Source organism: Gilliamella mensalis, from assembly GCF_900103085.1.
GTDB lineage: Bacteria > Pseudomonadota > Gammaproteobacteria > Enterobacterales > Orbaceae > Gilliamella > Gilliamella mensalis.
Genome location: NZ_FMWR01000008.1, coordinates 21,676 through 47,301 on the forward strand (window position 1 = coordinate 21,676; position 25,626 = coordinate 47,301).

Annotated in this window: 21 protein-coding genes and 2 tRNA genes; 9 read left to right on the top strand and 14 right to left on the bottom strand. The window is 34.2% G+C overall.

The window, feature by feature from the left end; translation table 11 throughout:
* Positions 1-18: 18 nt before the first annotated feature.
* The 3 genes from BQ5209_RS04045 to BQ5209_RS04055 all read right to left on the bottom strand — a co-directional run bounded on the left by BQ5209_RS04045 (position 19) and on the right by BQ5209_RS04055 (position 3,901).
* Positions 19-1,179, bottom strand: coding sequence for an NAD(P)-dependent malic enzyme (locus BQ5209_RS04045; protein ID WP_370737821.1), 1,161 nt, complete (start codon positions 1,177-1,179; stop codon positions 19-21).
* A gap of 86 nt (positions 1,180-1,265) precedes the next feature.
* Positions 1,266-2,585 (bottom strand): 2-hydroxycarboxylate transporter family protein, encoded by a 1,320-nt coding sequence (locus tag BQ5209_RS04050; RefSeq protein WP_085247277.1) that lies wholly within the window; start codon positions 2,583-2,585, stop codon positions 1,266-1,268.
* Between the two features lie 611 nt (positions 2,586-3,196).
* Positions 3,197-3,901 carry a lipopolysaccharide core heptose(II) kinase RfaY gene (locus BQ5209_RS04055; protein WP_167370307.1) on the bottom strand — a complete coding sequence of 235 codons (705 nt, stop codon included), beginning with the start codon at positions 3,899-3,901 and terminating at the stop codon, positions 3,197-3,199.
* 190 nt (positions 3,902-4,091) lie between these two features.
* Here BQ5209_RS04055 and BQ5209_RS04060 point away from each other — a divergent pair, with 190 nt between their 5' ends.
* A complete protein-coding gene (locus tag BQ5209_RS04060; RefSeq protein ID WP_085247279.1) occupies positions 4,092-4,388 on the top strand; it encodes a GIY-YIG nuclease family protein in 297 nt (98 codons plus the stop codon).
* A 63-nt stretch (positions 4,389-4,451) separates the two neighbouring features.
* Here BQ5209_RS04060 and BQ5209_RS04065 read toward each other — a convergent pair whose 3' ends face one another.
* The 3 genes from BQ5209_RS04065 to argD all read right to left on the bottom strand — a co-directional run bounded on the left by BQ5209_RS04065 (position 4,452) and on the right by argD (position 7,343).
* The gene (locus tag BQ5209_RS04065; RefSeq protein ID WP_085247431.1) at positions 4,452-5,441 is read right to left on the bottom strand and encodes a serine/threonine protein kinase; all 990 of its coding nucleotides are present in this window, start codon (positions 5,439-5,441) and stop codon (positions 4,452-4,454) included.
* Positions 5,442-5,454: 13 nt separating this feature from the next.
* On the bottom strand, positions 5,455-6,066 hold the full coding sequence (gene yihA / locus BQ5209_RS04070) for a ribosome biogenesis GTP-binding protein YihA/YsxC (RefSeq protein WP_085247280.1): 612 nt from the start codon (positions 6,064-6,066) through the stop codon (positions 5,455-5,457).
* 65 nt (positions 6,067-6,131) lie between these two features.
* Entirely contained in the window at positions 6,132-7,343 is a 1,212-nt protein-coding gene (argD, locus tag BQ5209_RS04075; protein ID WP_085247281.1) for a bifunctional acetylornithine/succinyldiaminopimelate transaminase, read from the bottom strand.
* A 213-nt stretch (positions 7,344-7,556) separates the two neighbouring features.
* Between argD and BQ5209_RS04080 the strand changes: the two genes are divergently transcribed.
* From BQ5209_RS04080 to pflA, 5 genes are all read left to right on the top strand, one after another.
* Positions 7,557-7,826 carry an oxidative damage protection protein gene (locus BQ5209_RS04080; RefSeq protein ID WP_085247282.1) on the top strand — a complete coding sequence of 90 codons (270 nt, stop codon included), beginning with the start codon at positions 7,557-7,559 and terminating at the stop codon, positions 7,824-7,826.
* An 8-nt stretch (positions 7,827-7,834) separates the two neighbouring features.
* Complete coding sequence (gene mltC, locus BQ5209_RS04085; RefSeq protein WP_085247283.1) at positions 7,835-8,911, top strand: membrane-bound lytic murein transglycosylase MltC; 1,077 nt, start codon at positions 7,835-7,837, stop codon at positions 8,909-8,911.
* 1,028 nt (positions 8,912-9,939) lie between these two features.
* Entirely contained in the window at positions 9,940-10,788 is an 849-nt protein-coding gene (focA, locus tag BQ5209_RS04090) for a formate transporter FocA (protein WP_244168439.1), read from the top strand.
* Positions 10,789-10,856: 68 nt separating this feature from the next.
* Complete coding sequence (gene pflB, locus BQ5209_RS04095; protein WP_085247284.1) at positions 10,857-13,139, top strand: formate C-acetyltransferase; 2,283 nt, start codon at positions 10,857-10,859, stop codon at positions 13,137-13,139.
* 247 nt (positions 13,140-13,386) lie between these two features.
* Positions 13,387-14,166 (top strand): pyruvate formate lyase 1-activating protein, encoded by a 780-nt coding sequence (gene pflA / locus BQ5209_RS04100; RefSeq protein ID WP_244168440.1) that lies wholly within the window; start codon positions 13,387-13,389, stop codon positions 14,164-14,166.
* 50 nt (positions 14,167-14,216) lie between these two features.
* Here the strand turns inward: pflA and rarD are convergent, their stop codons facing one another.
* From rarD to recA, 8 genes are all read right to left on the bottom strand, one after another.
* Entirely contained in the window at positions 14,217-15,110 is an 894-nt protein-coding gene (gene rarD / locus BQ5209_RS04105) for an EamA family transporter RarD (protein ID WP_085247285.1), read from the bottom strand.
* 66 nt (positions 15,111-15,176) lie between these two features.
* Complete coding sequence (serS, locus tag BQ5209_RS04110) at positions 15,177-16,469, bottom strand: serine--tRNA ligase (RefSeq protein ID WP_085247286.1); 1,293 nt, start codon at positions 16,467-16,469, stop codon at positions 15,177-15,179.
* A gap of 155 nt (positions 16,470-16,624) precedes the next feature.
* A tRNA-Arg gene (locus tag BQ5209_RS04115) sits at positions 16,625-16,701 on the bottom strand.
* Between the two features lie 19 nt (positions 16,702-16,720).
* Positions 16,721-16,813, bottom strand: a tRNA-Ser gene (locus BQ5209_RS04120).
* Between the two features lie 123 nt (positions 16,814-16,936).
* Positions 16,937-17,137, bottom strand: coding sequence for a carbon storage regulator CsrA (gene csrA / locus BQ5209_RS04125; RefSeq protein ID WP_085247287.1), 201 nt, complete (start codon positions 17,135-17,137; stop codon positions 16,937-16,939).
* Between the two features lie 139 nt (positions 17,138-17,276).
* Positions 17,277-19,910: an alanine--tRNA ligase gene (gene alaS / locus BQ5209_RS04130; RefSeq protein ID WP_085247288.1), complete on the bottom strand. Its 2,634-nt coding sequence runs from the start codon at positions 19,908-19,910 to the stop codon at positions 17,277-17,279.
* 204 nt (positions 19,911-20,114) lie between these two features.
* Positions 20,115-20,621, bottom strand: coding sequence for a regulatory protein RecX (locus BQ5209_RS04135; protein ID WP_167370308.1), 507 nt, complete (start codon positions 20,619-20,621; stop codon positions 20,115-20,117).
* Positions 20,614-21,660 (bottom strand): recombinase RecA, encoded by a 1,047-nt coding sequence (gene recA, locus BQ5209_RS04140; RefSeq protein WP_085247290.1) that lies wholly within the window; start codon positions 21,658-21,660, stop codon positions 20,614-20,616. The genes BQ5209_RS04135 and recA overlap by 8 nt, the downstream gene beginning before the upstream one ends.
* Positions 21,661-22,134: 474 nt before the next feature.
* Here recA and BQ5209_RS04145 point away from each other — a divergent pair, with 474 nt between their 5' ends.
* The 3 genes from BQ5209_RS04145 to BQ5209_RS04155 are packed head-to-tail and all read left to right on the top strand — an operon-like array spanning position 22,135 to position 25,616.
* On the top strand, positions 22,135-23,379 hold the full coding sequence (locus tag BQ5209_RS04145; RefSeq protein ID WP_085247291.1) for a PqiA/YebS family transporter subunit: 1,245 nt from the start codon (positions 22,135-22,137) through the stop codon (positions 23,377-23,379).
* A gap of 15 nt (positions 23,380-23,394) precedes the next feature.
* Positions 23,395-25,032, top strand: coding sequence for an intermembrane transport protein PqiB (gene pqiB / locus BQ5209_RS04150; RefSeq protein ID WP_085247292.1), 1,638 nt, complete (start codon positions 23,395-23,397; stop codon positions 25,030-25,032).
* Positions 25,032-25,616 (top strand): PqiC family protein, encoded by a 585-nt coding sequence (locus tag BQ5209_RS04155; protein ID WP_085247293.1) that lies wholly within the window; start codon positions 25,032-25,034, stop codon positions 25,614-25,616. The genes pqiB and BQ5209_RS04155 overlap by 1 nt, the downstream gene beginning before the upstream one ends.
* The last annotated feature ends 10 nt before the right edge of the window (positions 25,617-25,626 follow it).

Consider the following 25,626-nt stretch of genomic DNA (forward strand, 5'->3'; position numbering starts at 1 on the left):
ACTAATAAAATAATGTACTTATTTTGCAGCATTTTTTACACTTTCAGCCACTACTTTGGCAACATTGGGTTCAAATGCATTAGGTAATATACATTCTACCGACAATTTATCGTCAGTTACAATACTTGCTAATCCTTTGGCTGCGGCTAATTGCATTGCTAACGTAATATTTTTAGCTCTCGCATCTAACGCCCCTCTAAAAATACCAGGAAATGCTAAAACATTATTAATTTGATTTGGATAATCACTACGTCCAGTGCCAACAATATAAGCACCTGCGGCTTTTGCTTGTTCAGGGAATATTTCAGGTGTTGGGTTAGCCATGGCAAAAATAATCGATTTTTCTGCCATCGTTGAAACCCATTGAGGTTTTAATACACCGGGTGCTGAAACGCCAACAAATACATCCGCTCCTTTGACTGCATCTTCTAATGTACCTTTTTGTTTTTCTCGATTAGTTCTTTTAGCTATAGCTAAATGATGAGGTGGTAATGAATCATCATCTTCAGATAAGATGCCAATTTTATCAACTACTTTTAGATTAGTTACCCCAGCGGCTAATAACATATCTGCAATAGCTAAGCCAGCAGCACCGCCACCATTGATAACAATTTTGGCTGACTCAATTTTTTTACCGGCAACTTTTAATGCATTGTATAATGCCGCCAATACAACAATAGCTGTACCATGTTGATCGTCATGAAATACCGGTATATCTAATATTTCTTGCAAACGTTTTTCAATATCAAAACATCGTGGTGCACTGATATCCTCAAGATTAATACCTCCAAAAGAAGGTGCTAGTGCAGCAATATGTTTAACTAGCTCATCAGGATCTTGTGTATTTAATGACAGAGGAATTGCATCTACATCAGCAAATTGTTTGAATAATATTGCTTTTCCCTCCATGACAGGAATAGCCGCCTCAGGACCAATATTTCCAAGTCCTAGTACTGCTGAGCCATCAGTGATAACTGCCACTAAATTACGTTTACTTGTATATTCGTAAACAGATTCTGGATTTTTAGCTATTTCTGTACACACTGCGGCCACGCCGGGAGTATAGGCGATACTTAGATCTGCCATAGAATTTATAGGTACTTTTGAATTAATTTCTAATTTTCCATGCATTTTTTTACTAATTGCTAATGCTTTTTCTTGAACTGTTGTCATACTTATTCCTTTCAAATTATTTTTAATATTATTTATATAACTCATTTTTTAAAACATCATTTAATTTTAAATATTGTCTTATTTCTTTTTTATTACATATGTAGGTAGCGTAATAATGCGGTGGTGCAAATAACCATTAACGCGCCACCTAAACGAGTTGCTACTTGCGCAAAAGGCATTAAGTTCATTCTATTTGCCGTAGATAGTATTGCTACATCGCCAGTTCCCCCCATACCACTTTGACATGATGAGATAATAGAGGCTTCAATTGGATGCATTTTTAAGAAAAAGCTACAAATAAAACCTGTCATAGAAACGGTAAACACGACAGAAATAATGGTAATAAAATAAGGGATAGTTAACACATTAATAACACTACCTATGTCAATATATAACAATCCTAATCCAGCCATGAGTGGAAAAGTAAAGTTACCTGAGATAAATTTATACCATTGCTGACTGCCAAGCTCTACGCTTTGTGGTAGTAAACGGAAATATTTTACAACAGCTGTGGCAATAATCATTAATACGGGTCCAGGAAAATGAGTAATCTTTTCTAAAATCATACCAAAGATGAATAATGTGGCTAAAATCATTACTGCACCACTCATAGCTCTAGCATCCAATGGCGTTTTATCTTCTTTTAAAGCATCAGCTAATCCATCAAATTCAATTTTCACTAATTGTCCATGACCGCTTAAGTGTGGTTTAACTTCACCAATTCTGCTCATTATGGCAGTAAAGGTAATAGCAAAAAAGTTACCTACGACAGTTGCAGGAATTAATGCACTAACAAATGAATCGTAGTTTTGATTAAGAATATTGCTATAGGCATTAGATAATTGCAATACACCTTCGCCAATGCCGCCGGCCATAACAGGTGATATAGTATAGAAAAAAGCATGCTCCCAAGTGTCACCAAAAGCAACGGCTACAGAAACACCAACCAATGCAGCTAGGCACATACCAAGAAACATTGGAATCATCATTCGAATAAAACCTTGTATTAAAATGACACGATGCATACCTAAAATACTACCACAAACTAAACTTGCAATGTAAAAGAGTAGAAAGTTAGATTCTTTCATCAACATTTTGGTTGCGGTTAATGTGTTTTCATCAAAAACACCACAGTAAACTAACAATGATGGAACAATTAAAGATAATATTGCAGGCGCACCAAATTTTTTTAAAAATGGTATATTTTGACCAAGCGTTCCTAAAAACCAACCTAATGGCAAAATAATAGCAAAGCCTCCAATTAAAGTTCTGGGTAGTATATCTAATTGGGCTGCAATAATAACAATGATTGAACAAACAACAAAAATAGGCAAAGGTAAAGAACCTATATATAGTTTGTTTTTTTTTAATTGTTGCATCATGCTCATAATACGACCTCTTGCGCTTCTCATTTATTTTAAACACATAAAGTATAGTTATAGATACAAAAATCAGAAGAATAAGAAAGTTATATAACTAATTTTGTAATTAATGTAAGTTGTTGAGCGTATACATTGAAATATAGAGGTAACTTTATCTAACTAGATTCATAAGTTATTCAATAAGTAACATATAAATGAGTATGATTTATGATAATGGCGTTAATATATTATCCAAGTAAACAGCAGATTAGAAAAATATACTCAAACGCATACTTTTCTGAAACTTTTTTACAAGTATTTATGGAAACTAATTCATTATTGACCTAATAAGTATTTTCCAATCCATCATTTATGACTGAAACTATATATTAGTTCACCTGTTTAATATTGCTCAACACATAACAAATATTATTTTGATGACGAGAGGTTGTTAAGGTATAACTGATAAAATACTTAGCTGGTATAGATAATTAGTTATAGCATTAGCGACAACATGATTACCTTTAACTAAGATTTAAAAATCATGAATACGACTTTAATTAAATTATAGATTAATCGAACGATTATGTATTGGTAACGTAAGTTAGATACCCGCATTAATTATCATTGTGAGTAACTAATTCCTCACAATGATAAAATGTTTAATCTTCTTTACCACGGATTTTACGAGATAACCGTTTAAATCCATGAGTAAATTTTTTAATTGCCATGGCAAAAAAAGGAACCTTAATTTTAATATTAAAACGTTCTTTTAATTCGATTGCGTCATTGGCTTTAGTTAACCAAATAAAACCTGAGTTAGTTAAATCAATGGCTTTGATTTTTCCTTCAGGTGTTAAGATAAAATTACCGCCATGGACATCATTAGATACTAGGTTATAGCTGTGTAGTTTTTCTATACAGTTTTTTATTTGCTCGCCATACTCTTTCATTTCTTCCCATTTTAAAGATCGTCCTTCAATAAAATTGAAAATCATATAATGACGCTTTGTTTTTCGGTCGAAAGCAACCAAATAAAGTTCATAAGCAATATCACATTTATCAAGCGATATTTTGGCGAGTTTACGAATTAAATTGAAATAAAAATCACCTGTAATTTTTGCGATCAAACGACGCTCTAAACGGTGTTCAACACCGCCATCAATTTTAAAAATAAATTGGTTTTTATTATGATTGATTAAATAAGTATATCGCTCTAATTTATCGCTAGGATCGAGTAATTCATGATGTCCTTCTTCCGCCAAAAATTGGTCGAAAAGGTCTAGATAATTGATTTCATCATTTTGTACATAAGCGAATTTCATATCGCCACGTTGGATTTCAATAATTTTTGCAAAGTTATTCAAATTTATTGCCTTAAAATACATAAAAAATTACGCCTATCTTAAACATTATCCCCATTAAAGTAAACGAAGCTATCACTTTTGCATTACTCGATCCACTTTACACAAAAGTGACTAAAATCGGTGTTATACTGATAATAAGATGAAAATACTATTATTAACAAATAGATAAATCGATTATTCTTTATTATTTATGAAAAACAACGTATCAGTATGGTTTTTATATATTATTAGAACAGCAAAGCAATCATTGTACACAGGTATTACTACCGATGTTGCTAGGCGTTTGCAACAACATAAAAATGGTAAAGGTGCTAAACATTTAAAAGGTCATAAAGATCTCAGTATTGTTTATCAAATTAATGTAGGTGAGAGGTCAACTGCGCTTAAAATTGAGTATCGAATAAAGCAACTATCTAAGCAAAAAAAAGAGCGATTGGTTTTGCAACAACCTGATTTAGAACAGTTGTTGCTTTTAATTGCATTATAAATGGTTCTCTTTAGTGTCTTAAATTGTAAAAATTTAAGACGAATTTTATTGTTACCTGATTTCTTAATTTTGTAACATTGTCATCAATGATGGTGGCGATTTTATAGTGGTAATTTGCTGTGCAAATTCAACTAATTGTTGACGCCAAAAATCATCATCAGTTATCCATGGAAAGGCGATAGGAAAAGCAGGATCTTGCCAGCGTTCTAAAATCCATGCTAAATGGTGAACCATTCTCATTGCTCTTAAAGGTTCAATAAGTTGTAATTGATGGTTATCAAAGTCATAAAACTCTTGATACATTTCAATTAGCATATCTAGCTGTATGCGTCGCTCTTGCTGATTGCCAGAAAGCAACATCCACAGATCTTGAATAGCAGGGCCATTACGCGCATCATCAAAATCAACAAACATTGCATTATCACGCCATAAAATATTACCTGCGTGACAATCGGCATGTAGTCGAATAGGTTGCCAATCGTTATGCCAGTATTGCTCAACGGTTTTAATTAATTGCGCTAAGGTTATTTTAAGATCGGATTGCAATTTCTTAGGAATTAATCGACAAGATAATAAAATTTCTTGAGGATGATAGAGATATTCTTCTAATCCAATAGTTGGGCGATGCAAAAAAAGTTGCTTTGCGCCAATTTGATGAATACGGGCAAGAAACATAGCCACCGATTCCATTTGTACTATATTATCCATTTCGTATTGTCGCCCACCCACACTTGGGAACAGGGCAAACAGATAACCTTGATACTGGTGTAGCGTGGTATTATTAAATGTTAATGGCGCAATAACGGGTATTTCAGCATCAGCTAATTGCTGCGTAAATTGATGTTCTTCCAAAATCTGATTTTTATTCCAGCGAAGAGGGCGATAAAATTTCGCAACATAACGTTTGCGATCCTCATCTTGAAATTGATAAACCCGATTTTCATAACTATTCAATACGGTTAAACCAGAATCTACATATACGCCTATTGAAGATAAGCTATCAAGAATAAGATCCGGCGATAAAGATTGAAACGAAAATGTTGAACTATCCATTAAAGGATTTCCTTTATTGCTGACTAAACCATTCATCTAGTTTTTGTTTTAGCGCTTCAAGTCCAATGCGTTTAGGCGATGAAAAAGGCGCAACAGTAATATCCCCCTGAAAAGGTAAGATAGCTTCTTTGACCATGTTAACCTGTTTTTTTTGCGCACCAGAAGCCAGTTTATCGGCTTTAGTCAGTAATAACATAACAGGAATATCAACTGAAACCGCCCACTCGATCATCTGTTGATCTAAATCTTTTAAAGGGTGCCTTATATCCATTAATACAACCAGTCCTTTTAGGCTTTCGCGTTTTTGGAGGTATTCGCCCAGTGATTTTTGCCATTTTCGCTTTATGGCTTCCGGTACCTGAGCATAACCATAACCCGGTAAATCAACTAAACGGCAATTTTCTTCAACTTCAAAAAGGTTGATAAGTTGTGTTCGCCCTGGGGTTTTACTCGTTCTAGCGAGACCTTTTTGATTGGTTAAGGTATTTAGTGCACTTGATTTACCTGCATTAGAGCGACCCGCAAAAGCAATTTCGACACCACTGTCAATAGGTAGATGAGAAATATCGGGCGCACTTAAAATAAAATGAGTTTTGGCATAATTTAATGGGTGAAAATCGGTCATAAATAAGTATCCTTTAAATGCAACGGCACTTAATTGATTAAAATGCCGTTACTGTATAGAAAAACTTAAGCATTGACAACCTTTTCCACTGCTTTTGCAAATCGCAACATACCTTCTTTTATCTCATCATCTGAAATAATCAGTGATGGTGTAAAACGCAGTACATTTGGACCAGCATTTAAGATCATCACCTTAAACTCAGTGGCAACGTTCAAAAAATCGCGCGCTTTATTGTGAAATTTGGGTTGTAACTCTGCTCCTAATAACAATCCTTTACCTCGATATTCGCGGAATAGTTTAAATTGATCATTAATTTCTTCGAGTTTTTCAATGAACAGCGCACGCCGTTTTTGTACGCCGTCAAGTACTTCAGGGGAGTTAATTATATCAAAAGCTTCACAGCCCACCGCACAAGCAAGAGGGTTACCACCGTAAGTGGTACCATGCACGCCAGGATGCATGACTGACGCAATTTCATTGGTTGTTAACATAGCACTAATTGGAAATCCTCCCCCTAATGCCTTAGCGGAGGTTAAAATATCCGGTTTTATATTATATTGTTGATAAGTATATAAACTGCCTGTTCGCCCCATCCCACATTGTACTTCATCAAATACAAGTAGTGCTTGATGTTCATTACATAACTCACGCACGCCTTGTAAAAATTCTGGTGTTGCTGACGTTAATCCGCCTTCGCCTTGTACTGGCTCTAATACAACAGCACAAGTATGGTCATCCATTACCGCTTTAACGGCATTAAGATCATTAAAAGGAACGTGAATAATATCAGCCGGTTTGGGACCAAAACCATCAGAATATTTTGCTTGACCGCCAACAGATACAGTAAAAAAAGTGCGTCCATGAAAAGATTGATAAAAGGTGATAATTTTAGTTTTATAAGGATTGCGTTTATGTATTGCATAATAACGAGCTAATTTAAACGCCGCTTCATTAGCTTCAGCACCTGAATTTGCAAAAAATACACGGTCAGCAAAAGTGTTATCAATAAGCTTCTGCGCAAGATTTAGTGCCGGTTCATTCGTAAAAACATTGCTTACATGCCATAACTTTTCGCTTTGTTCATGTAGTGCTTTTACTAACCTTGGATGACAATGACCCAGTGCATTAACTGCTATACCTCCAGCAAAATCAATATATTCTTCACCATCTTGATCCCAAACTCGGCTACCTTGACCTTTAACAGGAATAAACTGAGCGGGTGCATAAACAGGTAAAATGACTTTATCAAATAGTTCCCGTGAAGTTTTTGGTTGCATTATTCGAACCTTATTTATTTCATTAAATATTTTATATATTTTAATCGAACTAATTACGGTGTAAAGCAAATAATTATTCGAATATTTTAAATTAATATTCATTTTTAATGGTAATTTCAATTTGAAAACTTACGCAATAATTTTCTTCTTATCTATAATTATTTTCAGGTATAATCAGTCACTGTTTGTTAATTGTACCTAAAAGAGATAAAAATGAGTCGTGTTGTTTATTGCCATTATTTAAAAAAAGAATCAGAGGGTTTAGATTTCCAGCTGTATCCAGGGGAGCTTGGAAAACGTATCTTTAATGAAATATCAAAACAAGCATGGCAGGAATGGCTTAAAAAACAAACTATGCTAATTAATGAAAATAAACTCAATATGATGAATCCAGAACATCGTAAAAAAATTGAAGCTGAAATGATCAAATTTTTATTTGAAGGTGAAGATGTTGTTATTGATGGATATAAACCACAAAATTGAGATATCACATGAAAAAAAATAAAAAGATCATAGCAATACTCGTTGCTGTGAGCCTTCTAACTGGTTGTCCTAGTACAAATTCAAACAAAGAAAAACAGGATGAAGACTATTATATTAAAGACACTAATGCTTTTAATATTTTAATTAGCCAATATGCTAATAACATTGAACAAATTTGGGGACCGAAAGAAGTCCTTATTGCCGGCCCTAAAGACTATGTTCAATACGAAGATAATTTAAAAACGCGTGTCCATATTAACTTTGTTTCAGGTGTGATTACAATTGAAACTATGGCTGAATCACCAATAGATAACTTAAAGGAAGCGATTGTTTCTACATTACTTATGCCTGAGCCAGTGGATATTATTCGCCATGATAAAATCAGCCAAGATTTGTCTGAAGAACCATTTTTATACAATCAGGTGTTAGACCAAGAACATCAACCTATTCGTTGGAGTGGTAGAGCTAATAATTTTGCTGACTATGTACTTGCCAATAATACAAAAACTCGTTCGTCTGGTTCGCATAATATCGCTTATGTTGAAATTAAACTTGTTCCAAATCATATTAATCAGCGTGCTAGAAAATTCTTACCACTCGTCACAGAGGCATCAAATCGTTACTTTATTGATGAGCGATTGATTTTAGCTATTATTGAAGTGGAATCAGCCTTTAACCCTTATGCTGTCAGTCGCACTGATGCGCTCGGATTGATGCAAGTACAACAACATACTGCAGGTCGTGATATTTTTAAATTACGAGGTAAATCAAGTGAACCAAGTCGAAAATTTTTGCTCGATCCGCGTAATAATGTTGATATGGGAACTGCTTATTTATCATTGTTAAAAACAAAATACTTAGCTGGTATTAATAACCCAATCTCGTTAAGATACGCTATGATCACTTCTTATAATGGTGGGGCAGGTAGCGTGTTGCGTACTTTTTCTAACGATCGCAATCAAGCAATCAACATCATAAATTCGATGACACCACAACAAGTTTATCGAAAATTAGTAACCTCTCATGTTTCTCAAGAATCACGAAATTATCTGATAAAAGTTAGTAGGATTTTAGATAATAAATAAGCTAGTAACAAACATTGAATATCTCTTTATCATTACTTATGAACGATAAAGAGATATTCAATTTTGAAAAAATAGGAATAATAATCTTTTGGTTAGCCAAAAGGAGGAATATGCGATTTTATAGAGTTTTGTTTTTTTGTTAAAACACATCAGTTATAGGAATTACTAGCGCTGTTTACAGTAATTTAAGAAACAACAATAATGAATATACATAAAATTGAAATTAGCACCTTAATCACAGACAAAGAAAAGGGCAATTACACAAAGAAAAAATAACAGCCACTAGTTGCTGAAATATTTTAAGCTGAGTTATTAGACCATTTATATCGTACTAAAAAAGCCAGACTACAACAGTATGATGATGTCCTTTTAAGTAGTAAATATTGAATATTTATGCAGGTTGGACGTGCAAGTATTAATTTGTTAAAACCTGTGATATTTATCTGTGGGAATCAAAATTCACTCAACCGTCTACTCACAAACCACAAACGAATGAAAAAGAAGAAAGAGAGTGACATGTACTTAAATGATTATACAACATAATCAGCCAATATTTAATAATTCAAAAGTTAAAAAACAAAAGATTAAGCAATTTTTGGTAAAAAGCCTTATCCTTTTTTAAAGGATTATTTAATCATAATGTGTAAACAACTCAGTGTTTTTGCACTTTAATCCATAAACTAAGTAAAAATTTTATTTATTTAAAAATGCTAAAGTATAAAAATAAATAAAATTAATTATATATCTATATTTTTTATAGGAAAACACACCAATCTTTTACAGACCCAAAGGTCATTATTACTATTTATCTGTTATCGGAATATGTCAACGACAGAGTGATATTCGCATACTAAGCGTGAATAAATTTTTCCAGAAAGCTTATATTACTCTTTTCATTACTAGCAACTTATTTAATAAACAGCATTTTTTTGTGGTTTTAAAATTTTTTAATAAAAAAACGTGATCTGCTTCAAATTTTGAGTATACTATGCGTTTCATAAAACCCTAGTTTTTTTAAGGATGTTAGTTTGAGTACCGATAAACTTGTGGATAGCTATTCTCCTGCACAAATGACCAAAATTGCCGAAGAAATCGGTAGTTATAAAGTAAACAAACACCCATGTAGCACAATTTTATCTGCGATTCTTGCAGGCGTTTTTATCTCTATTGCTTTCGTGTTTTATATTACCGTAACAACCGGAACTGCAACCGTTGCTTTTGGTTTAGCAAAATTGGTGGGCGGTATCTGTTTTTCATTAGGACTGATGCTGGTTGTCTGTTGTGGTTCTGACTTATTTACTTCAACAGTATTAACCATTTTACCTAAAATGACCCATAAAGTTGGCTTTATGAAAATGATCCGTAATTGGATATTGGTCTATATTGGTAACTTTATTGGTGCTATACTGTTTGTAGCAGTTATTTGGTTTTCTGGTCAGTATATGGTAGCTAATGGCTTATGGGGATTAAATGTATTGCAAACTGCAGATCATAAGTTGCATCATACTTTTATTGAAGCAGTCTGTCTTGGTTTTCTCGCTAATTTAATGGTTTGCTTGGCTGCTTGGATGAGTTATGCAGGCCGTAGTTTACTCGATAAAATGCTCATTATGATATTACCTGTCGCCATGTTTGTTGCTAGTGGCTTTGAGCATAGCATTGCAAATATGTTCATGATCCCAATGGGAATTGTCATTAACAATTTTGCTTCTCCTGAATTTTGGCAAGCAGTTGGCGCATCACCAGATGCCTTTAAAGAACTAACTGTATTGCATTTTGTATTTAACAATTTAATCCCAGTTACAATAGGGAATATTTTAGGTGGTTTAGCTGTAGCGCTACCTTATTGGGCTTTATATTTACGCAAGCCACATTGATTTTATAATATTTACCCTCACATATTAAGAGGATAAATAAATATTTTTGTAAACCTGAGGTGAAAATTATGAGTAATTTAAACGAAGTACAAGCAGTTGCTTGGAAAGGATTTAAAGATGGTGATTGGCAAAATAATGTTAATGTCCGCGATTTTATTCAAAAAAACTACACGCCATATGAAGGCGATGAGTCTTTCTTAGCTGGTGCTACCGAAGCTACAACTAAGTTATGGGATAAAGTAATGGAAGGCATTAAAATTGAAAATGCTACCCATGCTCCTGTGGATTTTGATACTAGTGTTATTTCGACAATTACTGCTCATGATGCAGGTTATATTGAAAAAGATTTAGAAAAAATTGTTGGTTTACAAACTGAAAAACCACTAAAACGTGCAATTATTCCGTTTGGTGGTATCAAAATGATCGAGAATTCTTGTAAAGCTTATAATAGAACTCTTGATCCTTTAGTTAAAAAAATCTTCACAGAATACCGTAAAACACATAACCAAGGTGTTTTTGATATCTATACACCAGATATTCTTCGTTGTCGTAAATCAGGTGTTATCACTGGTCTTCCTGATGCTTATGGTCGAGGTCGTATTATTGGTGATTACCGTCGTGTTGCGCTTTACGGTATTGACTACTTAATGCAAGACAAATTTGCACAGTTCAATTCATTACAAGCAGATTTCGAAAACGGTGTTGATTTAGCAATGACTATGCAACGTCGTGAAGAAATCGCAGAACAACATCGTGCGCTTGGTCAAATTAAAGAAATGGCCGCTAAATATGGTTACGATATTTCAGCGCCAGCTAAAACTGCACAAGAAGCCGTGCAATGGACATACTTTGGTTATTTAGCTGCGGTTAAATCACAAAATGGTGCAGCAATGTCATTAGGTCGTACGTCGACTTTCTTTGATATTTACTTCCAACGTGATCTTCAAGCAGGATTAATTACTGAAAAAGATGCGCAAGAAATTGTTGACCATTTCGTTATGAAATTACGTATGGTTCGTTTCTTACGTACTCCTGAATATGATGAGTTATTCTCTGGCGATCCAATTTGGGCAACTGAATCTATCGCAGGTATGGGGGTTGATGGTCGTACTTTAGTTACTAAGACTTCTTTCCGTTTCTTAAATACTTTATATACAATGGGTCCATCACCAGAACCTAATATGACTATCCTTTGGTCTGAAAAATTACCAAGTGGATTTAAAGAGTTCGCATCAAAAGTATCAATTGATACTTCATCATTACAATATGAAAATGATGATTTAATGCGTCCTGACTTTAATAATGATGACTATGCTATTGCATGTTGTGTAAGCCCAATGATTGTGGGTAAACAAATGCAATTCTTTGGTGCGCGTGCAAACCTTGCTAAAACACTTCTATACGCAATCAACGGCGGTGTGGATGAAAAATTAAAAATGCAAGTTGGTCCTAAAGAAGCGCCAATTACTGATGAATATTTAGATTTTGATACAGTATTTGCACGTTTAGATCACTTTATGGATTGGTTAGCAAAACAATACGTAACAGCATTAAACGCTATTCACTACATGCATGATAAATATAGTTATGAAGCATCATTAATGGCATTACATGATCGTGATGTTATTCGTACTATGGCATGTGGTATTGCGGGTCTTTCTGTTGCGGCTGACTCACTTTCTGCGATTAAATATGCAAAAGTAAAAACTATTCGTGATGAAGATGGTTTAGCGACTGACTTTGAAATCGAAGGTGAATATCCACAATTTGGTAACAATGATCCACGAGTCGATGATATTGCTGTTGATCTAGTTGAACGTTTCATGAAGAAAATTCAAAAACTTAAAACTTATCGTAATGCAATTCCTACTCAGTCAGTATTAACTATTACTTCAAACGTTGTTTATGGTAAGAAAACTGGTAATACTCCTGATGGTCGTCGTGCTGGTGCACCATTTGGACCGGGTGCTAATCCAATGCACGGACGTGACCAAAAAGGTGCGGTTGCTTCATTAACCTCTGTTGCTAAATTACCATTTGCTTATGCTAAAGACGGTATTTCTTATACTTTCTCTATCGTTCCAAATGCATTAGGGAAAGATGATAGTGCGCGTAAACGTAACTTAGCTGGTTTAATGGATGGTTACTTCCATCACGAAGCAACAGTTGAAGGTGGTCAACATCTAAATGTTAACGTATTAAATCGTGATACATTATTAGATGCAATGGAACATCCTGAAAAATATCCACAATTAACTATTCGTGTTTCTGGATATGCGGTACGTTTCAATTCTTTAACTAAAGAGCAGCAAAATGACGTAATTAGTCGTACATTTACGCAAGCAATGTAATTTAGTTAATGATTAACTTAACCGAAATAGCGTCCTTAAGGGCGCTATTTTTTTATCAAGCTAAAAATAATATTTATGTTAATTTTAATTAAATATCAATATGATGCCGATAATTGAATATTGTTGGTATTTATTCGATATAATTAAACAAAATATAATTCGGACGATTAGTACAATTGGTGTAAGCCAGATATTATCGGAGTTAAAATTATTAAAAAGCAATATGAGCAATGATTAGAGATTATCTATGGAACAACAAAATATTATTATGACAACCAAATCACCTATTAAAGGCCGCATGCACTCTTTTGAATCCTTTGGCACTGTTGATGGACCAGGAATTCGCTTTATTGTCTTTTTTCAAGGCTGTTTAATGCGTTGTTTATACTGCCATAATCGTGATACTTGGGATTTAAAAGCAGGAAAAGAAGTCACTGTTGATGAATTGATGAAGGAGATTGTTTCTTACAAGAGTTTTATTATGCCTAATGGCGGTGGCGTAACGGCTTCTGGTGGTGAGGCAACGCTACAAGCTGAATTTGTTACAGAATGGTTTAAAGCTTGTCATCAAGAAGGTATCAGTACTTGTTTAGATACAAATGGTTATGCAAGGCAACTCGATCATGTCCTTTATGAACTTTTAGAAGTGACCGATTTAGTCATGCTTGACTTAAAACAAGTCAATGATGAAATTCATCAAAAATTAGTTGGCGTCCCTAATAAGCGGGTTCTTGAGTTTGCTAAATATTTACAAAAAATAAATAAAAAAACATGGATTCGTTATGTGGTTGTTCCAGGATGGACTGATGATGATGATTCCGCTCATCTGCTGGGTAAATTTATACAAGGTATGAATAATATTGAGCGTGTTGAATTACTTGCTTATCATAAATTGGGCGCTTATAAATGGGATACGCTTGGCGATAAATATAAGCTGGAAGGTGTTGAGGCACCACCAAGAGAAACGCTCGATAGGATCCAAAGTATTTTAGAAAGCTATGGTCATTATGTCACATTTAGTAAATAATAGATCAGCTGTTTGACAAAAGGCACAATAAATTGTGCCTTTTGTATCCCTTAAATTCTTTTGCGTTTTATTGCTCGCATAACAAAAATTCCACCCTCCAAAGCTAGAATACTAACCGATAGCCAAATAAATCCATATGACACAATATGCTTTGATGAGACTGTTTCATGTAAAAATACTATCGAAATAATTGTTAGTAGTATGGGTTCTACATATCCCAATAAACCAAATAATCCCATGGGTAGTAAACGACTTGCAACAAAATACATAGCAAAAGCTACAGCAGTGATGATGCCTAACATAGGTATATAAATATGGAAATGAGAAAGATCACTGATTACTTTCTCTAAACGATAATTTAAAGCACAATATACTAGGCACCCTAGGAAGATAAACAAAAAGTCAGAAAAGGTGCCAGAAATGCCATCTATTTGCAATTTGCGCCTTAATATAAAGTATATTGGATACCCTAGAGCAATAACAGCGGTTTCCCATGAAAATGCACCTGTAATGTAGATTTCAATAGCAACGCCTAATACAGCAAGTCCAACCGCAATTTTTTGTAAAAAACTGAGCTTTTCTTTATAAACGAACTGTCCAGAAATCACCATTGCTAATGGTAATAAAAAATAGCCTAATGAGGCTGATAATCCATGCCCATTAAGTGGTGCCCAGATAAAAATCATCATCTGTATTGTAAGCAAAGTCGAAGATAATAATAACCCCAATAAAAAAAGTGGTTGTTGTTTTATTCGACTAAAAAGAGTAGTTATAGCTGACCACTGTTTTCCTGCAATGATTAATACAACTATTGCAGGAAATGAAGTTAATAATCGCCAACAAAAAATATCAACAACAGATAAGGGATGTAATAAAACGGGATAGTAATAAAGTAGCCCAAATAAACATGATGCCAGTATTGAAAGCGCTACACCTTTTATCATTTTGTTCACCGTTATTAATAAAAAAGCGCTAACAAGTAGCGCTATATCTACATCAGAAGGGGAGGTTTATTTAATAAACTCAACACCATTCATATAAGGTACTAAAACTGATGGAACTTTAATTGAACCATCTGCTTGTTGATAGTTTTCCATAATGGCAACCAGCGTTCGACCAACTGCTAATCCAGAACCATTTAGTGTATGGACTAAATATGTTTTATTGTCAGCTTTATTACGATAACGAGCTTGCATACGTCGAGCTTGGAAATCCCACATATTTGAACAAGAAGAGATCTCACGATAGGTATTTTGAGCAGGTACCCATACTTCAAGATCATAGGTTTTACATGAACCAAAGCCCATATCACCAGTACACAGTACAATTTTTCGATATGGCAGTTCAAGTAATTGTAGTACTTTTTCTGCGTGAGCAGTTAGCTCCTCTAGCGCTTTCATAGACTCTTCAGGCTTAACAATTTGAACCAATTCTACTTTATCAAATTGATGCATACGAATTAAGCCACGAGTGTCTTTGCCATAAGATCCTGCCTCAGAACGGAAGCAAGGAGTATGCGCTGTCATTTTTAATGGTAATACACTTTCATCAAGAATTTCATCACGTACAAGGTTAGTGACTGGCACTTCAGCAGTTGGAATTAATGCATAATTGCTACTATCAGCTTCTTCATCTAGTGGTTTCGTATGAAATAAATCACCTGCAAATTTAGGTAATTGTCCTGTACCAAAAAGTGTTGCTTGATTTACAAGATAAGGCACATAAATTTCGGCATAGCCGTGTTGTTCGGTGTGTAAATCTAACATAAATTGGGTGATAGCACGATGCAAGCGTGCTATTTGTGATTTCATAACCACAAAACGGGCGCCTGTTAGTTTTACGCCAGCTGCAAAATCAAGCCCACCAAAACGTTCACCTAATGCAACGTGATCTTGAATTGGAAAATCAAATGTTCTTGGTGTACCAAAACGTGATATTTCGATATTATCATTTTCATCTTTACCATCAGGTACAGAATCATCAGGAATGTTTGGGATAGTAGAGGCAATATCTTTAATTTGATTGAGTAATGTATCAAGCTCTGTTTTTGCGCTATTAAGTTTTTCACCTAGTTTGTTGACTTCTTCACGTACAGCTGTGATATCTTCACCACGAGCCTTTGCTTGACCAATAGCTTTTGAGCGAGCGTTACGTTCAGCCTGCAAGCTTTCTGTTTCAACTTGTAATACCTTGCGCTTTTCTTCTAGATGACCAATAGTATCAACATCTAATTTAAATCCACGACGCGCTAATTTATTAGCGACAAGATCCAATTCATTTCGGAGTAAATTTGGGTCCAACATACATAATGTCCATTATTAATTAGGTAATATCTTTCTACTTTATTGTTATTCTAATATAGATAACAGAACATATAAATCAAAAAAAGTAGATTGATTTATTGATATTAAAATTTGAGAGCTTAGTATACTAGAATTATATCGGGATTCAACCTAAATGGTGCATCCGAAGGGATTCGAACCCCTGACCGCCCGGTTCGTAGCCGGGTACTCTATCCAGCTGAGCTACGGATGCATATTTTAATTTTTAAAAATGGCGGTGAGAGAGGGATTCGAACCCTCGATGCAGCTTTTGACCGCATACTCCCTTAGCAGGGGAGCGCCTTCAGCCTCTCGGCCATCTCACCAAAACATTATAATCTCTCTTGAACAACAAAATCATAATGTGTGGCGCACATATTACTTTTTACAAAAAATAAGTCAAACATTTTTTTGTTTATGTGTGCTAGTTGTTTATTTCCTGCCCAATATTACCCTCTGGGCTCGGATAATTCATCATTTGTATCTTGTGGTTGATGAATTTTGTTATATATCTCTTCTCTATGAATAGAAACTTCTTTAGGTGCATTAATACCAACTCTGACTTGATTACCTTTTACGCCCAAGATGGTAATAACTACATCGTCACCAATTATTAGTGTTTCACCTACTCTCCTAGTTAAAATTAACATTAGATCTCCTAATATCAGTTAAGTATATATCCAAACAATTTTAATATATAGCTTCGTCAGCGCCCATCAATAAGACAGAAAGACGGAATTTTACAGAAAAACTCTAATATTTTATTAACAAACACTTGAGTGTATCTGGCTAACTTGCTTGTAATTTATTACTGATTTCCTTTTTCACAGAAGATAACGCTTCTGGTAATGCTGAAAGATCCATTCCACCTGCTTGAGCAAAATCAGGTCGCCCACCACCTTTACCACCTATTTTTAAAGCTAATTGAGAAACTAATTCGCCTGCTTTAACAATATTGACTAAATCATTGGTTACACCAGCAGCTAAATTAATTTTACTATCATTAACGGCAGCTAAAATAATTACACCTGTTTTTAATTGATTTTTAAGATCATCAATCATCGTCCGTAATAATTTTGCGTCGACGTTATCAAGTTTAGCAATGAGCAAATTTTTGCTATTGATTGTTTCACATTGATTAAGCAATTGTGTACTTTCTTGGCTAGCTTTCTGTGCTTTTAATTGTTCAATTGTTCTTTCAAGCAGTTTAGTTTGATCGAGCAATTGTTCAATGCGTGTTATAACTGCAGATTTGTCAGTTTTAACTAATTGTCCAATTTGAGTTAATAAGTTGGATTCATTATGTATCAGATCCATGGCATTTTGTCCTGATGTTGCCTCGATACGGCGTACACCAGATGCAATGCTTGACTCTGATATTATTTTAAATAAACCAATATCACCAGTTCTATCTACGTGAGTACCACCACAAAGTTCAATTGAAAAATCACCCATTGTTAGAACTCTAACAATATCTTCATATTTTTCACCAAATAAAGCCATAGCGCCTTTATCTTTAGCCTTATCAATTGGCATTAGCTCAATATTTACTGGTAAATTATGACGAATCTGTTGATTTACTAAGTTCTCTATTTCAATAATTTGTTCTGGTGTAATGGCTTGATTATGTGAAAAGTCAAAACGCAGATAGGTATCATTAACTAAAGATCCTTTTTGATGAACATGGTTACCTAAAACACGTTGTAAAGCCGCTTGTAATAAATGTGTAGCAGAATGATTACGGCGAATACGTTCGCGTAATTCGATATCAATAGCTGCAGTGATATTATCGCCAATTTTTAAAGAACCTTTAATTAGTTTTCCTAAATGGCCAATACTTTTACCATATTTTTGGCTATCAAAAACGCTAAATTCAAGATTAGCTGCAGTTAATAAACCTTTATCACCAATTTGACCACCTGATTCTCCATAAAATGGTGTTTTGTCTAAAACGACGATAGCTTCATCACCAGCACTAATATTTTCAACCTTCTGGCCATTTTTAAATATAGCAATAACTTTTCCTAAGGATTCTGTTGCCTGATAGCCTAAAAACTCAGTTTTATCATCAAGTTTAATAACATTGCTATAATCGACATTAAATGAGCTTGATTCGCGCGCTCGTTTTCTTTGCTCTTCCATGCAATGATTAAAACCCGCTTCATCAATAGTAATATTTTTTTCGCGACATACATCCGCCGTTAAATCTAGCGGGAAGCCGTAAGTATCATAAAGTTTAAATGCAATATCACCAGGTAATACTTGATCGGTTAGTTTGACTAATTCTTGATCGAGCAAAAATAAACCGCGTTCCAATGTTTTTAAAAACTGTTCTTCTTCGATTTTGAGCGCATCTTCCACTAATTTTTGATTTTTTTCTAGTTCAACCGCTGCGCTTCCCATCACATCAATTAATGGTTTAACGAGCTTGTAGAAGAAAATATTTTTTGCACCCAGCATGTGCCCATGGCGCACAGCACGTCGAATAATACGTCTTAAAACATAACCTCGGCCTTCATTTGAAGGTAATACCCCATCTGAAATTAGAAATGCGCAAGAACGAATATGGTCAGCAATAACGCGTAAAGATTTATTTTCTAAATCTTTAGTTTGAATAACATTGGCTGCATCATTAATTAATTTTTTGAACAGATCTATTTCATAATTAGAGTTGACATGTTGCAATACTGCTGCAATGCGTTCTAGCCCCATACCAGTATCAACAGACGGTTTAGGTAATGGCTCCATTGTGCCGTCAGGATGGCGATTAAATTGCATAAAGACAATGTTCCAAATTTCGATAAATCGGTCACCATCTTCTTCTGCACTACCAGGAGGTCCGCCCCAAATATGATCACCATGATCATAGAAAATTTCGGTACAAGGACCACAAGGCCCAGTATCACCCATCTGCCAGAAATTATCCGAGGCATATGGAGCACCTTTATTATCACCAATACGAACTATGCGTTCTTTAGGTATACCAATCTCTTTTTCCCAGATTGCATAGGCTTCGTCATCTGTCTCATAAACGGTGACGGTTAACTTATCTTTAGGTAGATTAAACCACTCTTTACTGGTTAATAATTCCCATGCAAAATGTATTGCATCATGCTTAAAATAGTCGCCGAAACTAAAATTTCCTAACATTTCAAAAAAAGTATGATGCCGAGCTGTATAGCCAACATTATCTAAATCATTATGTTTACCACCAGCACGGACGCAACGTTGTGATGTCGTTGCTCTTGTATAAGAACGCTTATCAACACCTAGAAATACATCTTTAAATTGATTCATTCCAGCATTAGTAAACAATAGTGTTGGATCATTGTGTGGAACAAGGGAACTACTTGAGACAACTTCATGTCCTTTGCCACGGAAAAAGTCAAGAAAATTTTGACGAATTTCTGCAGTGCTTTTCATTTATTCTTCCATATAAAACGATAGAGGTTTAAACATAGTAATATACCCGTTACAATAAAAGTTGAAAAGTAAATATTCTTATATTGAGGTGGAGCTAATTAATATTACAAGTAAATAAGGAAAAAATAAAAAAGAATTAGTGAGCTTTTATTTGTAATCGGTCTTGTTAAATTGTATATATTGTATTCTAGATATTATCATTATTTAAGTCAATAAATTGTATGCAGTTTTAATATCATCTTGCGTATAACCTCTTGCCATTAAAAATTGAATACCTTTTTGTTTTTTATTGTTATTTTTAGAATCAATTTGTTTTAGCTTTTTTAGCAATTGTTCATACGCTAGATTGCCCCAGTTGATATTGGCCATTTGCAATTGTTGTTGGCTTAAATCAACGGATAAACCGCGTTGTTTAAGTTCCATTGCAATTTTATATTTTCCGTAACCTTTATTGGCACGCATAACAATATATTTTTCAATATATTTCTCATCATTAATCCAATTTTGATTAATACAATCCTCAATTACATCTCGTATTTCTGTTTTTAGTTTGGCTAACTGGTCATGATATTCTTCATCTGTGCTTTGTTGTTTCTTTGTAAAAAAGAATGTTATTTTTTGGCTTAGCTCATACGAAGAGTGATCGCGCTGTGCAAGTAACTGCACAGCTTTATTTAGGATTAATTTGTTGAGTTTTTTCTCATTATTCAATGCTTTCATCCTCTGATGAAATATTTTCGTCATCAGCTGTAAAAACAGCAGGGCTATTTAGTAGCAACTCACGTAGTTTGGTTTCAAGTTCTTTAGCAATTTCGGGATGTTCTTGTAAAAACTTAATTGAGTTAGCTTTGCCTTGACCCACTTTTTCACCATTGTAGCTATACCATGCACCGGCTTTATCGACCAATTTATTTTTAACCCCTAAGTCAATTAATTCACCCTCTTTAGAAATACCGCAACCATAAAGAATTTGAAACTCGGCCTGTCTAAAAGGCGCTGCCACTTTATTTTTAACCACTTTTACACGTGTATCACTACCAATCACATCTTCGCCTTCTTTTACTGCACCTGTTCGTCGAATATCTAAACGTACTGATGCATAGAATTTAAGTGCATTGCCACCAGTTGTAGTTTCTGGATTACCAAACATAACACCAATCTTCATACGAATTTGGTTAATAAATACAACTAAACAATTGGCATTTTTGATATTTGCAGTTAATTTGCGTAATGCTTGTGACATCAAGCGGGCTTGTAATCCCATATGAGAATCGCCCATTTCTCCTTCAATTTCAGCCTTTGGTGTTAAAGCAGCAACCGAGTCGACAATAATCACATCAACGGCACCAGAACGAACTAAGGCATCACAAATTTCAAGTGCTTGTTCACCTGTATCAGGTTGAGACACTAATAAGTCGTCGACTTGTACGCCTAATTTTGCAGCATAAATTGGATCGAGCGCATGTTCAGCATCAATAAATGCACACGTTTTACCTTCTTTTTGAGCTTGCGCGATAACCGATAAGGTAAGCGTTGTTTTACCTGATGATTCTGGCCCAAAAATTTCAACGATTCGGCCCATTGGTAAGCCGCCAATACCTAATGCAATATCGAGTCCTAAAGAACCAGTAGATACCGCATCCACATCTAACGTTTGGGTATCCCCTAAACGCATAATGGAACCTTTACCGAATTGTTTTTCTATTTGACTTAATGCAGCTGAAAGTGCGCGTTGTTTATTTTCGTTCATATTATAAAATTCCAATGAGTTAGGATATGGATATATTATACTGTATTATTATACAGTATCAAGTTTTTTATATATAACAGATAGTGAATTCATTATGGGAGCTTATTCACCATTTTTTTAAGAGTAATCCATTTTGGTGCAATAGTTAAAACTAACAGATGGTGATGAAATATTGATATTCAAGATTAAATTTATTGGATTATTCTATTAATTTTATGCTTATAATACCTGAGCAATTGTAAACTAATAATGATTGTTTAAATATAAATAAGAAAAGTAGTGTATTTTATAAAAATTGTTATATACAAAATCTAATAATGATCAATTTGACATAATTAGATTTGAAGTGTTTTTAACCTAATTTTATTTGTTAAGGTAATTATTTAAAAATAATTTATCAGTTTTTATACTTAAACGTTACATTAATCTGAAATAGTTCTATAGGTTAAAATATACATCAAACAAAGGATAATAATGATTATTGATAAACAACATTATGTTTTATGCTCACACTGTGATTTGGTTATAGAGTTATCCGATATAACTATAGGGCATAAAGCTGTTTGCCCTCGTTGTAATACGACCTTAGCTAAAAATAATAGTAATATGAAGTTTAGCGCAGCTATGTATGCAATCTGTTCTCTAATTATGATTATTGTAGCTTTTGGTTTTATCTTTATTGATATTCGCATTGTGGGGAATTTCATTGGTGTTAGCGTATTAGATATTCCTAAAACCCTTTTTTTTGATAAATATAGTTATATTTCAGCACTTTTTATCTTGTTTGTTTTACTTTTTCCTATATTAAATTTATCAATTATTGTTTTGCTCTGCTCCAAACTACAATTAACAAAGTACCGCAAACGAGATCTGCTTATTGTTTATGAAAAGTGCCAGCATTGGTGTATGCCTGAAATATTTCTTACTGGTATTTTAGTTAGTTTTGTTAAATTAATGAGTTATGGCAGTATTGGTGTGACTGGTCCATTTTGGGCGTTCTGTCTATTTGTCTTTTTTTATATAAAGTCTTTAGTGATTTTTTCGCCGGAAACAATTTGGAATGAAATTCATCGTAATAACTTTGTTACCAATACACTAAAAGTCGGTAAAACAGGTATTTGTCAAAATTTAAAACTATGTAAATGCTGTCAGGCTATATTGCCTGAGCATTATGTAAAATGTCCAAGGTGTAAGCAAAAAAGCAAAATCAGAGATCGTGATAAACTACAATGGACCTTAGCCTTATTGGTTACTTCATTAATTCTTTACATTCCCGCTAATTTATTTGGAATTATGATAACCGTTGTTTTTGGGTCGTCATCAACATCGACTATTATGGATGGTGTCATTTATATGTGGCAAGCCGGTGATATACCTGTTGCTCTTGTCATTTTTATCGCTAGTGTCGTCATTCCGATCTTAAAAATAATTGCACTTAGTTGGCTTTGCTATTTTGCACTAACGGTAAAAAAGAAAAATAAACATGATTGTTTAAAAATGAAAAAATTGTACACTGCTGTTGAGTTTATTGGTAAATGGTCAATGATTGATATATTCGTGGTTGCTGTTATTTGTTCTTTAGTTAGAAATCAGCAAATGATGGGCGTTTACCCAGATATTGGTGTTACATTTTTTGCAACTGTCGTTATTATCACGATGATTGCATCACAAAAATTTGATCCTCGGTTAATTTGGGATCGTCCGCAAAATAGAAAATAAATCAATAGGAACAATATGGCAACATCAAGTAAATTAGCAAAAATAATTAAAATTAGAGCTATTTCAGCAATATGGATTATTCCCATCGTAACTGCAATTGTGGGTCTTTGGATAATCTATGCTCATTTTGCCGATAGAGGTACCTCATTCACATTGCTTGCTAAAGATGCAAGTGGCATTATTGCTGGAAAAACGGTAATTAAAAACCGTAGTGTTGATGTAGGTATAGTTGATGAAGTGACTTTATCTAATGACTATAAACAAGTAGTAATAAAAGGTCGTATTTATAATGATATGGAACCGCTACTTAAAAATGATTCGATTTTTTGGGTGGTCAAGCCGGAAATTGGTCGCGATGGGGTGACTGGATTAGGCACTATTTTATCGGGCGTTTATATAGAATTAGCTGCGGGAAATGATACGCATAGTTTTCAACATAAACCTTTCGTGCTATCGGATAATCCACCATTGTCCGATCCAAGTATTCAAGGTCTTCGTCTAAATTTAGAAAGTGAGCAAAATGGTGTGATTCCTCGAGGTGCTTCTATTATGTTTCACGGTTATCGCGTAGGTAATGTTGAGACCTCAGAATTTGATATTGAATCACGCAAGATGAAATATCAAATTTTTATTACTAAGCCTTACGATGTGCTAGTAACACAAAATGTTCGCTTTTGGAAAGAGGGAGGGATCAACTTAACACTTTCATCTCAAGGCGCAAACTTAGATGTGCCTTCTTTAGATGTATTAATGTCTGGTGGAATTAGCTTTGATTTACCTGAAGGTTCCAAATTAGGTGCGCCAGCTGAGCAAAATGCAGTTTATAAATTATATGAAGATAAAAAAGCTATCCAAGACTCACAATATACTGAATATAAAGAGTTTCTTATTATGATTTCTGATTCCATATCAGGATTAACCGAAGGTGTACCGGTGGAATATCATGGTATTAGGCTAGGTACGGTATCTAAAGTACCATTTTATACTGCAGAAATGTTAGAAAAATCATCTATTTTAAATAAAAGTGTGCCGGTACTCATTAGGATCGAACCCGATCGTTTATCTGAACTGGTTGATGAAAAGGTCGACATTGCCACATTGATTATGAGAGAGCAAAAAAATGGGTTAAGAGCCTCACTAAAAACCTCAAACATGTTCACAGGCGCACTGTATATAGATCTTGATTTTTATCCTGATTTAAAAAATAAATATGATCCAAAAATGGAAAAACAATTTGGTTACGATACCATTGAGACAACGTCGACTGGAATTGCGCAAATGCAAGCAAAAATTATGCAATTGCTGGATAATTTTAATAATTTACCGCTTAACAATACCCTATCACAGTTCAATCAATCATTAGCGTCAAGTCAACAGTTAATGAAATCATTGAATCAGATTATGGCGAGTAAAGAGATGCAAAATATGCCAAAAGATCTGCAAAAAACATTACGTTCATTAAATGAAACAATGAAAGGATTACAACCAGGTTCTGAGCTCAACAATCAAATGAAGGAGAGTTTGCAAAAAGTGCAACATATGATGGATGAACTCACTCCATTACTCAACACGCTTAATGATAAGAGTAATGCACTAATTTTTTCTGCTCCATCGAAGAAAGACCAAGAACCTCAAGCAAAAGGTAAAAAATAATGAACAGAATATATAAAAAACTGCTTATAGTCGTATTTATGCCATTATTTGCTATATTAGTGGGTTGCTCAGCTAGCATCCCGAGTAAAAGTTATTTTCAACTCACTAGCAATTCACAGATTCCTGTATCGCAAAACATGAAAACCACGAATCAATTTATTTGGATTGAGTCAGTTGATGTGGCGAGTTTTTTAAATAAACCGGGTATTGTATTACAAACCGATAATATCAAATACGAAACAGCAATCAACCATTTATGGGTATCAACGTTATCTCAGCAGCTTCAAGACCGATTAACGCAGGATTTAACGGCTATGTTACCTAATTATTTAGTATCCAGTAAGTTAATTACAACACCAACACTAACGGTAAAATTATTTATAGATAGTTTTCATGGCAGTTATACGGGTGATGCGATAATTAAAGGCCGATGGGTTGTTACTGACACTAAAAATAATATTGAAACCAAACCATTTGAACGCCATGTTCCTTTAGCAACCAATGGCTATGAAGCTCTAGTTAAAGCGCTATCGAAAGGGTGGCAAGATGAAGAGCTAGACTTTGCAAACTCAATAAAACATTAGTGTAACACTC